Genomic DNA, 15170 nt, shown 5'->3' with positions numbered 1-15170 from the left:
ATCATTGTAAAATCAGAAAGGATAATTTATTCCTATATTAAAAACAAAGTTAGATAATCTTAGCTTGGTTGTCCAATGTGAATCCACATATTTGGAAGGATTATAGAGCTTCATTCCAAAATCCCCACGAATAACAAAATAACTCATATCATAACGAAGCCCAAAACCTGTAGCGAGCCCAAGATCAGATATGTCAGAAAATCTATCTAATTTATAATCTGTATCCTCCTCATTATCAAGAAAGTGCCATACGTTTCCTACATCAAGAAATAAGGCTCCTTTTAAGGAATTTGCAATTGTGAAACGATATTCAGCGTTTGTTGTAAATTTGAAGTTAGCTTCATTAAATTCCAAAGGAGAACCAGAAGAGCCAGGACCTAAAGCATAAGCTCGCCAGCCTCTGTTATCATTAGATCCTCCTGCAAAATAACTCCTTGAGAAAGGAATGCTATTTGCATTTCCATAAGGCTTAGCAAAGCCAATAAAAGTACGAAATGCAAATACCTCTCCACCATTCTTTCGAATAGATAGTGGTATGTGCTTGATATATTCTAATTCAGCTTTTGCATATTGTGCATAGGTAACATCAAGAAATTTACGTTGTCCTTGTTCATCTGTTGGCAACTTACGTATAATATTGAATAATTGAGGAATATTTCCTGCAGTTTCCACTTTTACACGAAATTGTTCATAGTCAGACTCATAATAATTCATTGTACTATTGGACATATAAGTAAAACTTGAAGCTAAAATGAGATCATTCTTTGTTAAGCGATTATATCGTTGGTATATATTGGCAAAATCTAAATTATCTTGAGGATTACCATACCAATTTCCCTGTTGAACTACATAATCAATATAATTATAAGCTCCTACTTGATCATCTAGATTTCCATTATTATCTAGAAATTGTGCTGGGGCATTATTTTTTTTAGCAAGTTTGTTTAAAGTTTCATAAGAAGTTCGGTAAATACGAAAGTAATTATGAGGGTTCTTATTTCGCACAAACTCTACATCTAAGAGCTCTAATATATTACGATTTACGGTATTAGGACTCCATGTATAACGTAATACTCCAGTAGTCTTTTGCTTATCTAGTCCAATATTCTGTTGAGTACTGGTGGAAAATTGTAAAATTGTTTGTGGTGTTTTTGAATAAGGAATAAGAGATTCCACTTTTCCGAAGAACCATATACGAGGAATGGTCAGTCGCAATCCTCCTCCGTATTCAAATACATTAAAGAAGGCTGAAGAGCCATCTAAAAACTCTTGTGCTCCCATCGTAATGCGTGGAGTAATTTCTAGTGTTTCTGCACCTCTGAAAACATTCCTTGCAATAAAAGAGGTGCTAAATCCTATTCCAAATTCTTGAATAGAGGATCGAGAAAGTTCTGTACTAGCCTCAATAGAGAAACGAGAAAGAGGTTCTAAAAAGATATCTGCTATCAAAGTTCTTTCTAAAGAATCTTTGGCTACGTAATGGTATTGTATATTTGGATATTTAAAAGAACGTAAGTTATTGATTTGTCGATATGCATTATTTCTATCAATATCTCTATAGAGACTGTTGGAGCGTAAAGCTATTGCATCATAGAGAGTCTGTTTGCGATAACGTAATTTATTGCGGTAATAATAAGTAATACCTTTGTATTCTACTGAGTCATAAGTGGTGGTTTGCAAAGAAGAATCATAATCAGTATAAAGATATACTTTCTTAATATGATGTGCTTTGTAAGGTTTTTCAGTAGGGGGGTCAGTAGAGCGATCTGTATAATTGGCTATAGTGGTGGTTACATTAATAAGAGAGTCTCTGTTATAAGTAATGGTATCTCTAGCAATGGTAAAATCTATAGCACTTTGTTGGAAATTATAAAAGCCATTATTTCGTAATATATTGGTAATGCGAGTGCGTTCATTAGTGAATTTCTCTAATGAATAATGTTCTCCTTTCTTTATTAATCGTTCTCCGAGATGCTTTCTGTAAAGAGAATCTACCTCTGGAGAAAGAATATGTTCACTTAGGGAATCAATATAAAATCGCATTCCTTTGTCAATCGTATATATTACAGAGGTCTGTTTTTCTTTTTCTAAAGGAAGAATATCATAATGGCTTTGGCTGTTGTAATAACCTATACTATTATAGTAAGCTTTAAGAGTTTGTGATGATTTTCTTGTAAGAGCAGTGTCCAATATTACAGGGGCTTGTCCCATTCGCTGGAGCATCCTATCTTTTCCTGAGACGAGAAAGGACTTACCTAAGCGTTGTGTTTGTTTTTTAGAAAGAAAACTATCTAAAAAACGATGCCAGCGAGGATGTTTTTTTAACCATTTTTGATAATTTTCCTCAGCATGGTCATCTGCTAAGTTATAGATAAGTAATCCTAATGGAATTCCCAAAATACGGGAATTAGGTTCCTGTCGAAGATAACTATATACATGATGTATTTTTGGTTTCTTATTATTTATACTGATATCATTTTTACGCAAAAGAAAAGAACCCTCAGGAACTTTTTTTGTAGAATTACATCCTGAAAGAGATACAAAGATTAATAACAACAGTATTTTTATAATGAAATTGCACTTCATTGGGCACCCTCGAAAATTCGGCTCAAAATTACAAATTTTAAACGGTATCTCAATAATAAAAAAGCGTTAATTCATTGGACTAATATTAATCCTAATTATAAATTTTGAAAAAGGGATTTCTAAAGACTATTTCTTTAAGTTTAAATTTCTTGATTATATGTAAGTTATTGTTTTATAATATAATATAATATATACTTCTTTAGTTATCTAAGACATTATTTGTTTTCTTTATAAATAGTCGCTATAAAAACATCGCAACTGTTCATTTCCTCTTTTACAAACTCTTCTGCTAATCTATTATTATCTTCTATGGAAGGGTTGGAATTACTTTTAGGATCAAAGCAGCTGTCCCAAATACAATCAATTCGAGCTTCAAAACCAGGGCTATGCCAAATGCCTCCTTCTATTCTCCAAACATATATTTCTCTACGGACACATTCTTTACAAACATCAATAATAGCTAAAGATGACAGTTTCATAATACTATTTCCATCTAACTCAAAAAACAGTATAAAATTCTCATATCGCTTATTTCTATCAACTTTTGTATTCATATCTAAGATTTCTAAAACCAATTTATTCTGCTGTCAGCAATCCAATTTGTATCATTTTTATCACTAATTTGTACAACTTCATTTGTTCTGTCATTTACCGCAAATATAAGTTGTATCATTTTCAAAGATTAAATTAGGATTATTTTTTATCCATTGCTCAATACGCTCGTCCATAGTTTATTTCCTTCATTTAAAATTTAATTTTCTTGCTCATAGGTGGATATCAAATAATCTTTCTTTTAACTCATAAAAAGTATTATGATATTCAAGTGTATAAGCTGTTTCCGATTTTCTTTCAAATACTATATGCTCGTATTGGTTTATTAACTCCTAACACTTTTTTTTACAAACACCTTACGAAATGTTTTAATGTCCATCTATTTGTTTTTTTTAATCCTCCTGTCCCATTTTTCTAAAGATTATTGAATAATTTCTAAACCATGTAAATATGCAAATTTGATTAAACTTGCACCGTAAAAGTCCTCAAAATGTAAATCGATGCTTTCTTTTGGAATTTCTTTTAATGAGTTATAAAACGAAATATATTTTTTCTTTAACTTATCTTCTTTGATAACTTTATTAAAATATCTTTCAGCCGGCTCTTTACCGCCAAAATAGTAGATATAGTAGAGCAAAGCATATCCTTTTAATGAGCCGTTTAAAATTCTTTCGATATTTTTATTTGTATCTTCAAAGTCTGCAAATAAAGGTATAATGTGTTTATGTAATAATCCCGTAATTTGCGTTACGGTATCTTTATAGTTTGCTCCAGCCAACTGCCACCAAGCACCTGCTTTTCTTCCGGCTAAAGAACTAAGCTCTCCGCCGTAAATAATTCCCTCACTGGTTATGCCCACTTTTTTCATAGCCTTTGAATAAATGTTGATATGCGGGATAAACTCAACATTAGATTCACAGTTATATCTATTGGCTTGAAAATATATTTCAAAGATAATGTCTTTGTTATTTGCAATTTTTCGTAAAGTCTTTCCTTTACCTAACACTTTAAAGTCAGGGAAATTGCGTGCTATTTCTTGCCATGCTTTTTCGCAAAGTTCTCTTGGTTTTTCAGTCATAAAGATTTATTCGGCAGCGCAAAGCTCATCCAGCTTTGTGATCAATATTTTATCCATCCATTTACAGATAATGGTATAAGCAGTATCTATTTTTTCTTCATTCGCTATATCAAGATACACTCCCTTGTTCCATAATGAATGATATAAAACTTGGCTATCGGCATCGGGGCTTGGATCATAGGGACGACGATTGATAATGTAACATACATCTACATCAATTTTTTCATTTGTATTCCCACTAAATGAAAAAAAGGCAATCATATAAGTGAAATTTTTGCTGTGCATTGTCAATGTTCTGTCAGACTTTTTATATTTAAAACCTAACGCCCTATATTTTTCTTCCAGTTTATAGCCAAGTATTTGTACCGCCTCTTTAAATTTCATAAAAATTCTCCTTAATCTTTCTCTGATATATTAAACTATTTCTCCAATATAATTTGTAATAATATAGTTGTGTTAAATAACTTTTAATAAATATTTAATTCAATCACTTTTCTATATATTCAGAAGGATAAACAATATGTTCATTCCTATCAAAAACAACAAATTCTATATTTGCCTGTCGATTATTTATTATAAAATCTATAGCTTCCTTTCTATTACTAAAAATAGAAAAGACAATCTGATTATTATTTTTCATATATGATGTATACTTTTCATCTAATATATGCCCTGTCATTGCATCTACTCTAAGAATAGCAACTTCCTCGTTTTTTAGAGTAGGAAATTTTAATATGTCTTCCATCCCGCAAAATCTTTTTCGCCTTCTTCCTTACGGACTCTTCCGTAAATGTCTAACGTCCGCTCCCAAACTTCATTGCCTTGCTCGTCAGCAGCTAAAATCGGTGTTCCTAAATGATTGGTAATCTATAAATATTACTTTAATAACACATCTAAAACATTATCTATTCTTTGATTTTTCAATGTACTTTTGGGCTTCCTTTTTTTTCCAAGAAATTTTTTCTTTTGATAAAATTACTTGTACTTTATCTGTGTAACTAAATAATTTTAGCTTAGTTAGTTCTCCTATGGCAAAAGCATATAATTGTTCATCATCTAAAAGAGAACTTAATATTTTCTCAATTAAATCATTTTCTTTTTTAAAATAATGTAATAACATTACAAAACTTTCTCTTCCTCTCCTATACTTAACTGTTTGAATAACAATTAAAATTTCCTTTATTAGCAGTTGGTTTATCCTATACTTTTTTGTTTTGGCAATTTCCTGCCGTAATTGCTCTCCAACCATCCATATTTCCGTTTCAAAAACCATTCTTTCCGGCATATCCTCTAATAAGCATTTTTCTTTATAATTATATTTTTCAAAAAGGCTTTCACAATACCCTGAAAGATAACCTTGTATAATACAAGCATTGGTGGTTTTAAATGTGTTCAAAGACATAATTTTAATGACATCCTGTTTTATTTAATTCTTTCTTTTTCAATTTAATTTGTCCAGTATCAATCGCTACTTGAAGTTGCTTTGAAAGTTTCGTTCGTTTATCAACAATCAAAGTAACAGTTCCTCGTTTCCCATCTCTATTTACATAAGCTAAATCATCTTTTAATTGAGATGAAAGATATTGGTAATTAACATTTTTAACTTCAGTAATATGTCTTTTATTTTTTGACATACCATCTGGAACTCTAAATACCTTTTTTCCAGAAGCTGACGGAATTCTTGTTGTATTCTTTGTTATTCCTGCATTCTTTTCTCCGATTTACCCTAAATCATTTATTTCATTTAACCCAAACGGATCAATCTGTGTATTGGGGTCACAAACATACCCATAGAGGGTGGGGTTTCCACCCGCCAACCCTATCGGGTCTTGACTGATGTAGCAGCCTGTCTCCGAATTATACCACCTGTATCTGTTATAGTAAAGTCCCTCTAATTCACTATCTTCTATCTGTCCTGCTTGCCTGAACGGTATGAAAGTCCGTTCGCCTTTTACATTTTTCAGCCTGCCGTAAATGTCATAATCGGCACTCCATACAAGTTCGCCATTGTCATCTATCGAACGTATAGGTCTACCTATATGGTCGGTTATTATGCTGTACGATTTACCGTTTGCAAGCTTCGCCGTCGGGGTAAAGCCTTCAAATATCCACGTCGTTAATTCATCTTCTCTTTTTCCCTCCCTTTTTATTTCGTGCAAAGGTACGTTACCTATTTGTGAAATTAACTATCTGATTATTTTTATTGAAAGCTCTTATAGTTTCCAATCTTTCACTTGAACATATCTTTTCCAATAATGTTTTTTGCATTTCAATTTCTTTAGCAATAATTGAATTATAATTTTCTTCCACTTCATAGCAAATATAAAAACATTGGAAAGGCATATCGCTACAATAGTTGATACTATTAATATCTTTATTTATCATATAATCAAAACCATAGGCGACACATAAAGAGGGCTTTTGAGCCAAGTCAGATATAGTAGTAGCTATTTCTTCCATATCGGGAGTTAGTCTGAAAACACAATTATCTATTATTTGTTGAATAATTAAAGGGTCTATTTTTGCTCCAGTACTAACATAATTAAATCCTCTGGACAAAATATTTTCTAATTCTTTATAATGGCCAAAATCATATATGTCTGTATGATTATTACATAAGTCATAATATAAAGGCATCATTCGTTCAGCCATTGAGAAAGCAAAAAGCTCTCTCTCTTTATCATTTAAAGATTCTATTCTTTGATATATTATTACATTATCCATCTTTGCAATCTATTTTCCTTTTTTTACTTTTTTTGCCTGTTGTTTCTGTCTCAAATTTTATATTCTTTTCTTCCATTAAAGTTTGGCAATCTATACATATTTTGGAACTGGCTTCAATTGCTATTATTCCATTGTTAGACCTCGCTAATGCTTCTTCTGCGTGAACATTTTCTAATCTACTATGCACAACTGTAATATTATTATCCTCAGCCCATTTCACAATTTTACTATCAACTTTTGGGGTGCTTGAAGAAACAAATAATGTACCATATTCATTTACACCAACAGCTGTAACTCTTCTTTTTTGAGCAAATTTATCCAAATTACTGTGAGCTTCTTTTGCTAAATCTTGTAATTCATTTAGCCCAAATACATCAACCCAACTATTTGTATCGTGAACATAAGCGTACAACGTAGGATTATTCCCTGCCAACCCTATCGGGTCTTGACTTATGTAACAGCCTGTCTCCGAATTATACCATCTGTACCTATTATAATATAATTTTTTCTATTATAAGTTCTTCTGATACCCTCTGGACTTCAATTTTACTCCTCCGAACCTCAATTTTACTCCTCCGGACTTCAATTCTACCCCTCCGGACTTCAATTCTACCCCTCCGGACTTCAATTTTACTCCTCCAGACCTCAAATGCACCGCAACGGAGCATTACAGGACTGCAACGGAGGGCTTCTGAAGTGGTAATTTGGTGTAAAATTATCCTATGGAGGACTAAAAAACACCTACGGAGAGCTAAAAAAGAGGTTTGTACTACTAAAAAACTCCATCGGAGTTGTTTTATAGCGGTTCCGATGGAGAGTAAGAAAGAAAATACATACTTTATGTTTCTTTAGAAGAGTCTTTACCTCTATTTTTGGTAAAAAACTGCTTATGGACATAGTCCATATAATTTTAAAATTTATGCGACAAAGATAGAGAATTATTTTTTAACTCGACAAAAAAAGTATAAAAATATATATTATCAATCATATAACTATCTATATGGTCGTTTATTATGCCGTACGATTTGTCGTTTACAAGTTACAAATTATCATTCAATTTATTGAAATATTTTTCCAGCATTGCAATATTATTATACTTCTGGGTGCGGTCTGTATAAGTAAGCCATTTATCAACTAAATCGTCAAATATTTGTTTGCCTATTTCTGTTAAATCACTTTCTCTGATTATTGTTTCTATTTTCAAATTCCCTTGTTCATCGAAAGGAGATTTTAATAAAAGACCTTTCTCATAACTAAATTGAAGCAAATTACTACAAACTATTAGTGTGTTATCTTTATCAATTTGCCTTATATATACTTCTGCAAGCAATTTTGCATTTAATAATACTGTATCTTTCATATTTTTATAATTTGTGTTGGAACAAAAGATATGATATATTACGCTGTTACTAACTTTTTGTGTAAAAGGATAATATATCACCATAGTTATGTGTGTTACTGATGCATTCTATAATTATATTTTTATTAGGGAATTTATGTTTAAAATAAATACTCCAAGAAAATTGTAAGAACTCACCAATGTTTTTAAATAATATATCATCTGTAATATCAGTACAATGAGCAAATAAATCATATAAATATAATTTATTTATCTCAAATTCTATTTCACTACTATTGTTATATTTCTTTTTGAGATTCTCATAGAGAAAATAATCATAATTATCCTTTAATAAAATACAGTTCTCAATTTCTATAATCTCAGGAAATAGCAATTTACCTATAATCAAAATGTCATCAGGATGAATATTAAAACTTATATATTGATATATGTCAATATTATCTTTCTGAGACCATCTGTTTTTCCATTCTATATACTTACCTATCTCTTCCAAATTCATATATTAAATATTTCGGGGGATTTCTTCCTTTATCAATTTCTAAACGCTTAGTTCTATTGTTTATAATTAAAGTTGGAGTACCTTCTTCATTTATTTATAGGTTTAAAATTAATCATCATTAAACCGCCCACATTCAAGAACAACATCTTTAATTTCATTTGATTCAATAAGAAAATCTAATTGTTCTAAAGAAATATCTAAAGGAAATTTTCTATTGCTTTTAATATAATTCTGCAATAAACTTACTATAATATCAAATTGAGTTAGAGACATAAAAACAATAATAGTACTATCTTTTATAACTATTTTTGATTCTTCGGACTGTACAATTTGCAAACTTGTTCCATTACGAGAGATAAAGCTACTATTTTTTGATGTAAATAATTTGTAAAAAGCCTCTATATCTTCTTCATTTATGGATATGATTAAAACATCTTTGTAAGTATTTATTGTTATTATATCTTTCATTTTCTCTGTTTTTATAATGTTTTATCATCAGTTATAATGATACCCGATATACCAACAGAAGGATTTAAATAATAAATAATCAGATGGTTGTTACGATTATTATGATAGTTTGATAAAAAGGGATAATCTTTAAGCAATATTTTTGGAACATTATTCATTGTGTATATTTCTATATCGAATAATACATTTTGGTCAGAAAAGAAGTTTAGTTCAAATTGAATGATATTATTGAAACTCAAATCTCCCTTATCAGCAAAGTAAAAAGTTAATTTTTTCTTTTCCTTATCATAAAAAACTCCTGTAATTTCCTTATCGTGATAATCATTCTTCTCCATAGTTGCTATTTTTTATTCTTTTGCATTTGTTTTTAGTAATCTCCGTTTCGAGCTTTTTATCAGTATTACCTCAATCTCAGTCCCTGCAAATATGCCATCTTCATTTCTCCCGCTCCGACAAACTCATTGTATTTAGGATCTATGTTATCTTCTTTCATATTTAATAAGGTATTATATAGTTTCATATATTGTCCTTTGTACCGACATTGGTTTATCTTCGTTTGAAATACTTGCTCTGCCGTTTCTTTTCCTCCGAATACAAGAAAATATGATAACGAAATGTCTAGCTTCTGGGTAATGCCGTATTCGATAATTTCGTCCGGCGATTTACAAAAGACATCGAACAACGGAAGTACCGTATCGGTAAGGGCTTTTTGTATTTCAGAAACTGTCCGTGCATAATTGGTTTTTGCAAGATTCCATATCTTATATTCAGCCCCAAGGATATAGCAAAGCTGTTTCCCCCAAACTATTCCGGTGCAATATTCGTTTTTATAGGCTTTAATATCAAACGTTTTTACGGCTTTTGAATACACAGTGATATGCGGAATAATCGTAACGGAATTTTCATCATTATAATGTGAAGACTGAAAATAAACCTGCAACGTAATATCCTTATTCGGTCTTTTTGAAACGGTTTGCCCTTTTTGTGCTACCTTAAATCCGTGCAAGATTAATACTTCTGCTATCTCGTTACATCCCTTTAAAAATATTTCTCTCGGTTTCTTACTCATAAAATGGTCTCTCCTTATAGTTGAATGTATGAATAATTTATGTTACTTATTATTTGCTTCTATAAAAACCACCTCAAATATCTTACTCCAATTTTTACCCGTGATGAAGAACGTACTACGCCTAGCGTGATAAGCAATGCCATTAAGAACATCTAAATCAGGAGTTTGTTCTACTTTTTCTTTTAATCCTCGTACATCTACAACGCCTTCTATAGCACCATTATTGGGGTTGATAATCATAATACCATCTTTTAGATAAGTATTGGCATATATTTTCCCGTCTACAAATTCTAATTCGTTAGCATTGGTAAAAATAGATTTATTAGTACATAGTTGTAAACTGTCTACTTCTTCAAAAGTGTTAGGATTGAGTATCCAAATCTTTTCTGAACCATCACTTTTGTAAAGTTTATCACTACCGTTATGACAGAGTCCCCAACCTTCTTTACTTTAAAAATATCCTTTTTTTGATGTATCTATTTTATTAGAATAAGAACTTTCATAAAAAGAGTATAAACTTTTATTAGATAAAAGTTTATACAAAAAGAGCTTCAGAGAATTTCGAAGCTCTTTTTTGATGACTATTTTTTTCTTCTTCTTCTTATGAAAACTATTAATCCTACAAAAGCAAGCAACACTGCTATAGAAACCCATAGGGTATTGAAAGATACTTTCTTTTGTTCTCCTGTGGTGGAGTTTTCTTCTTTTTTTAGAATCCTACTGTTCTTAGTGTCAAACTCCTCACTATTGGCTTGTTGTGCTTTAGTGAGTTGAGACTGATAAGTTTGAGCATTAGTAGGGGAGGCTTTTTGCATGATATATTGCTGTAACTTTTTGTTTTCAGATGAAAATTGAGAGGATTCTACACCAAATTCTTTAACAAGATTGGTATGTAACTCTACAAGTTTAGTTACTTGTGCTTGTGATGCCTTCCACATTCCTTTACGAGTGGCTTCCAACATTACTGCTGTTACTTCTTCCAAGGAAGCAACATTCTTTCGTTTGATAAAATCAGTTACTCCTAATTTGAGCTTATCCTCTATATAAATTTCATATACCTCATTCCAAAGAGCATCATCAATTAATTCAGGTCGAGTAGCTTCCCATCCATGCATATTGGTAACAATCTCTTGTATTTGTCCAGCACTGGAAGCTTCCCCTTTCATCATTTCCTTGATATACTTAGGGTTGAGTACCGTAGCTCGTGCTTCAACTCCTATAGCTTCTTTAAGTTCTTGAATATGCATATTCTTATGATTACGATAATCGGCGAGATAAGCATCAGGATCCTTGCCTGTAACTTCTTTGATTGCGGCATTCATACCTCCCATGAATTCGTATACATGATCTAAACTAAGAGCTCCCCAGGTATTATTTTGTCTAGGTTGGATAAGTACATCGGCATTTTTAATAGCTGCACGGAACATGCCGTTTTGAAATTTACTCCAATTTTCTCTACTTCCATAGAAAGCACCCATATTGTGCATGTATACTTCCGCAATATCTTTCTGGGTTTCCCACTTATCTCCAGCATTAATAAGTTCTTTAATGCCAGTATCATATCTTCCTTGTAATCCTCCAAAGATACGCTGAGTGGACATTTCACGGGCATCTTTAGGAGGTACTCCTGCTTCTACTAATTCTTTCTCTATATTCACTGTACCAGCGCTTACTTCATTAGGATAGGTTTCTTGAGGTAAGGCACTTACCATTTCAATAGCTTTAGTAATTAAAAATAGGCGAGAGGCGGCTAAGTCACGAAATTGTCCAGAGGTCTGTATTACCACATCTATACGAGGTCTTTTAAGTTCTTCAGAAGGAATTAGGTGAATGTCTCCTACTCTTCCAAAAGTATCCCATATAGGTTCCACCCCTAACATATATAATGCTTGAGCTATGGAAACTCCCTCAGTTTCCACAAATTCAGAACTCCAAAAAGTATAGGCTATTTTTTTAGGAAAAGTTCCATGTTTTTCCTTATATTCATTAATGATATTTTGAGCTAAAACGACTCCTCTTTCCCATGCTAATTTAGAAGGGGTAGCTTCTGCGTTTACGGAATAGAGATTGTGCCCTGTAGGGACTCCTTTAGGATTTGCTACAGCATCTCCCCCTGAAGAGGGAGATGTATATCCTCCATTGAGTGCATTAAAAAAAGCTTTCTCTTCTAATTTTGGGCTACTTTCTAAACCTTCTTTATAGACACTTACACTTGTAATTGCTTTTTCTATATCTGTGATGGCACGAGCGCGATCTATTTTTGCCTTTTTAATAGCTATCTCAGCTAATTCCTTTTCACTAAGAGGTTTATTCTCTATTTTCTTTACAGGAGCTTTTTTTGTTTTAGTAGCCTTTCCTATAGCATCAGGTTTCTTACTCTTTTCTGTATCAGGTTTTTGCTGAGAATTAGAAGCCTTTGTCATCTGTTTTTTTAGGAAATAAGGCATGCTACCCTCTTCTTCTTGAGCCATTATTTCCTTTGATTTTTGCAATTCTTCTGAAGTTATTTTAGCATACTCACAGATAAGTTCATTTGTTACAGGCTTTCCTGATAAAATCTGTTGTACAAGTGCTTTTGCTGGATTCAGATATTTTTCTGAAAAAAATACTTTTCTCTTTAGATCATTTTCTGTAACCTTTCCATTAAGTTTATCTAAAGATGCTAAACTATAAGCAATAGGATCAACAGACATGGCCATGGCAGTTGAATTGATTTTGTCAGGAGAATAAGGTATCCCCATCGTATAGAGTTCTCCATTGATTTTTTCAGTGGCTATTTCCTCTGCGAAATTGGATAGTCGGTCTATTTCGGTTTCTGTATAGGGATTACTAAGAATGCTATCTAAGCGCAAGTCACGATGTAGTCCCATATTGACTGCTAATTTTTTGATATGCAAAGAAATGGTATTTTTATCAGTGGAATTTTTCACTTTTTGGTAAGAGAGAATAGCATTTTCTAGTTCATTGAAAGTGTTACGCATATCACTTTCAGTAAAAGCAGGAGTAAGATAGGACACTAAAGAACCATAGGAACGGCGTTTAGCAGTCATTGCCTCTCCAATATTACCAATAGTATAATAATAAAAATGAGGTACAGTGCCTACGAGAATGTCTCCCCAGTCATAATCAGAAAGGGTTACTTGCTTATTAGGAGTAAACTCCAAAGATCCATGAGTGCCAAAATGAATTAGAGCATCAGCCTTAAGTCCATTTTGTATCCATAAATATGATCCTATATAGGCATAAGGAGGGATTTCTTTTACTCCATGTTGTACTTTGAAATCATCTTTTGTACTAATAGCAGCAGGAGGTTGTGGTAAAATGGTTATGTTTCCAAAAGAAACTTGAGCCACAGCTAAATAATCCTTCCCATTTTTGACGGTATTAAGATAAGTTCCTGGTATAGTCCCGTTATGAGCAATTACTTCTTTATATAGAGACTTTGGAAGTGCTTTTTGGAGCCAATTGTCCAATTCTGCTGCCTCAACCAAAGCAGGATTTCCATTAAAGAATCTTTCTATTTCTCCTTTAGAACTTGCTCTATAAGTATTTGCTTGATTGTTAAGTATCGTATTGAATTGTTCCACAGTAGGAGGGAGGTTATCTACTTTATATCCTTCTTTTTTAAGCTGTTGTAAGAAATGATAAAGAGATTCAACTACTTCTAAACCTTGTCCTACAGGCGGATTTTTCCCCACTCCTTTGAAATAAACAATGGCTAATTTTTTATCCTGATTTTGTTTCTTCTTAAGTTCAATGAAGTTATGTATGATTTTAGCAAACTTTGCTGTGCGATTTCCAATAGCATTAAGAAAGTAATAACCATCTTTATTTTTTTCTTGGGCTATAACTACATAGGGATAAAGTGCCCCGTCTAATTCTGGCATAACAACGGTTTGCCCTAAAAAGCCACCAGACATACCCATGGGATCTTTTTCCCAATTCTCTTTAAGAGAGAGTACGGAAAGTCCTGTAAAGATAGGAATGTTTTTTTGCTTGATCCAGTTAATGAATATTTCAGGAGCCCCCATCATCATTTGTCCATGAGGGAAATACACAATGGCATCAGGATTGATATCTTCTAGAAATTCTATTCTTTTGGCTTGTGCAGTAAAAGGATATACATTCATTCCTTCATTTTGTAGGGCTGAAATAACCCCATTGAGATGCTCTTTGTTCCCACCAAAAGGTTCATGTAATCCTGATACAACAGCAATACGAGGCGCATTTTCTTTGTAATAATTATTCTTCTTTAGATATTCTTCATACGTCTGTAAATTATTGAAAGAGAGTTCGTCATCCAGATGGAAGTATACGTTTTCTTTACGTTCAATTGCTGGAGCTGGTTCGGTAGCAAACCATTTTTTATCAATATATTTGCGTACATATCGAGCTAAGTTTTGATAATTATTTTTATTAGCACTCTCTAAGTATTCTGATATTCGCTTTTGATCTTTTTCATTGAGGCTATTAATATCATTATCCGGATTAGTAACAGCAAAACTATGGAAAGGTACCCTTTGTGAAGTTTCTATAAGGAGATTGCGTTGTTCTTCACTTATTTTCATACCCATTCCCCAAATAAGTACAAAGTCATAATTTTTGAGTCTATCAAGTTCTTCTAGAGGGACTTCCTCAAATTTGATAAACCTATCCTTATTGGATAATGCCACATTAGAGGACTGATAGCTCAGAAAATTTACCAGTGCAATACGCGTAGGCGCTATGTACTTGCGCCATACAAAGTAACCCAATATCCCAATAAATAATAGGGAGGTAATAAGTAGGATCTTTTTTCTCATAATAAGGAGATTAATATATTTTTCTTAATTAA

Annotated in this window: 17 protein-coding genes and 1 pseudogene; all 18 read right to left on the bottom strand. The window is 32.3% G+C overall.

Annotation, left to right across the window (positions count from 1 at the left end):
- Positions 1-12: 12 nt before the first annotated feature.
- The gene (locus VJJ03_RS07530) at positions 13-2556 is read right to left on the bottom strand and encodes a BamA/TamA family outer membrane protein (RefSeq protein WP_323974770.1); all 2544 of its coding nucleotides are present in this window, start codon (positions 2554-2556) and stop codon (positions 13-15) included.
- 245 nt (positions 2557-2801) lie between these two features.
- Positions 2802-3140 (bottom strand): colicin transporter, encoded by a 339-nt coding sequence (locus tag VJJ03_RS07525; RefSeq protein WP_323974768.1) that lies wholly within the window; start codon positions 3138-3140, stop codon positions 2802-2804.
- An 11-nt stretch (positions 3141-3151) separates the two neighbouring features.
- Positions 3152-3259, bottom strand: coding sequence for a colicin E5-related ribonuclease (locus VJJ03_RS11500; RefSeq protein ID WP_416377849.1), 108 nt, complete (start codon positions 3257-3259; stop codon positions 3152-3154).
- A 300-nt stretch (positions 3260-3559) separates the two neighbouring features.
- Positions 3560-4216, bottom strand: a complete 657-nt coding sequence (locus VJJ03_RS07520; RefSeq protein ID WP_009745397.1) for a DUF4304 domain-containing protein — start codon at positions 4214-4216, stop codon at positions 3560-3562.
- A 6-nt stretch (positions 4217-4222) separates the two neighbouring features.
- Positions 4223-4600 carry a hypothetical protein gene (locus tag VJJ03_RS07515; protein ID WP_323974766.1) on the bottom strand — a complete coding sequence of 126 codons (378 nt, stop codon included), beginning with the start codon at positions 4598-4600 and terminating at the stop codon, positions 4223-4225.
- Positions 4601-4703: 103 nt separating this feature from the next.
- Complete coding sequence (locus tag VJJ03_RS07510) at positions 4704-4961, bottom strand: hypothetical protein (protein WP_323974765.1); 258 nt, start codon at positions 4959-4961, stop codon at positions 4704-4706.
- Positions 4962-5117: 156 nt separating this feature from the next.
- Entirely contained in the window at positions 5118-5612 is a 495-nt protein-coding gene (locus tag VJJ03_RS07505) for a hypothetical protein (RefSeq protein WP_323974763.1), read from the bottom strand.
- Positions 5613-5622: 10 nt separating this feature from the next.
- Positions 5623-5937 carry a putative toxin gene (locus VJJ03_RS07500; protein ID WP_323974826.1) on the bottom strand — a complete coding sequence of 105 codons (315 nt, stop codon included), beginning with the start codon at positions 5935-5937 and terminating at the stop codon, positions 5623-5625.
- Positions 5938-6375, bottom strand: coding sequence for an RHS repeat-associated core domain-containing protein (locus VJJ03_RS07495; RefSeq protein WP_323974761.1), 438 nt, complete (start codon positions 6373-6375; stop codon positions 5938-5940). It lies immediately after the preceding gene.
- 7 nt (positions 6376-6382) lie between these two features.
- On the bottom strand, positions 6383-6940 hold the full coding sequence (locus VJJ03_RS07490) for a hypothetical protein (protein WP_016479539.1): 558 nt from the start codon (positions 6938-6940) through the stop codon (positions 6383-6385).
- On the bottom strand, positions 6933-7394 hold the full coding sequence (locus tag VJJ03_RS07485) for a hypothetical protein (protein ID WP_416377850.1): 462 nt from the start codon (positions 7392-7394) through the stop codon (positions 6933-6935). The genes VJJ03_RS07490 and VJJ03_RS07485 overlap by 8 nt, the downstream gene beginning before the upstream one ends.
- A 585-nt stretch (positions 7395-7979) precedes the next feature.
- Complete coding sequence (locus VJJ03_RS07480) at positions 7980-8300, bottom strand: hypothetical protein (RefSeq protein WP_323974759.1); 321 nt, start codon at positions 8298-8300, stop codon at positions 7980-7982.
- A gap of 49 nt (positions 8301-8349) precedes the next feature.
- Entirely contained in the window at positions 8350-8799 is a 450-nt protein-coding gene (locus VJJ03_RS07475; RefSeq protein ID WP_323974757.1) for a hypothetical protein, read from the bottom strand.
- Between the two features lie 108 nt (positions 8800-8907).
- Positions 8908-9267 (bottom strand): hypothetical protein, encoded by a 360-nt coding sequence (locus VJJ03_RS07470; protein ID WP_002672079.1) that lies wholly within the window; start codon positions 9265-9267, stop codon positions 8908-8910.
- 11 nt (positions 9268-9278) lie between these two features.
- The gene (locus VJJ03_RS07465; RefSeq protein WP_323974754.1) at positions 9279-9602 is read right to left on the bottom strand and encodes a hypothetical protein; all 324 of its coding nucleotides are present in this window, start codon (positions 9600-9602) and stop codon (positions 9279-9281) included.
- Between the two features lie 65 nt (positions 9603-9667).
- The gene (locus VJJ03_RS07460) at positions 9668-10336 is read right to left on the bottom strand and encodes a DUF4304 domain-containing protein (RefSeq protein WP_323974752.1); all 669 of its coding nucleotides are present in this window, start codon (positions 10334-10336) and stop codon (positions 9668-9670) included.
- A gap of 42 nt (positions 10337-10378) precedes the next feature.
- Positions 10379-10786: pseudogene (locus VJJ03_RS07455) on the bottom strand (glutaminyl-peptide cyclotransferase); the annotation flags it as partial.
- A gap of 131 nt (positions 10787-10917) precedes the next feature.
- Positions 10918-15138, bottom strand: coding sequence for a cobaltochelatase subunit CobN (locus VJJ03_RS07450; protein ID WP_323974750.1), 4221 nt, complete (start codon positions 15136-15138; stop codon positions 10918-10920).
- Positions 15139-15170 lie beyond the last annotated feature (32 nt).

The organism is Capnocytophaga sp. G2, from assembly GCF_035282625.1.
Taxonomy (GTDB): Bacteria; Bacteroidota; Bacteroidia; order Flavobacteriales; family Flavobacteriaceae; genus Capnocytophaga.
Note: the sequence above shows the minus strand (reverse complement) of the source record. Positions and strands in the feature narration are given on the sequence as shown.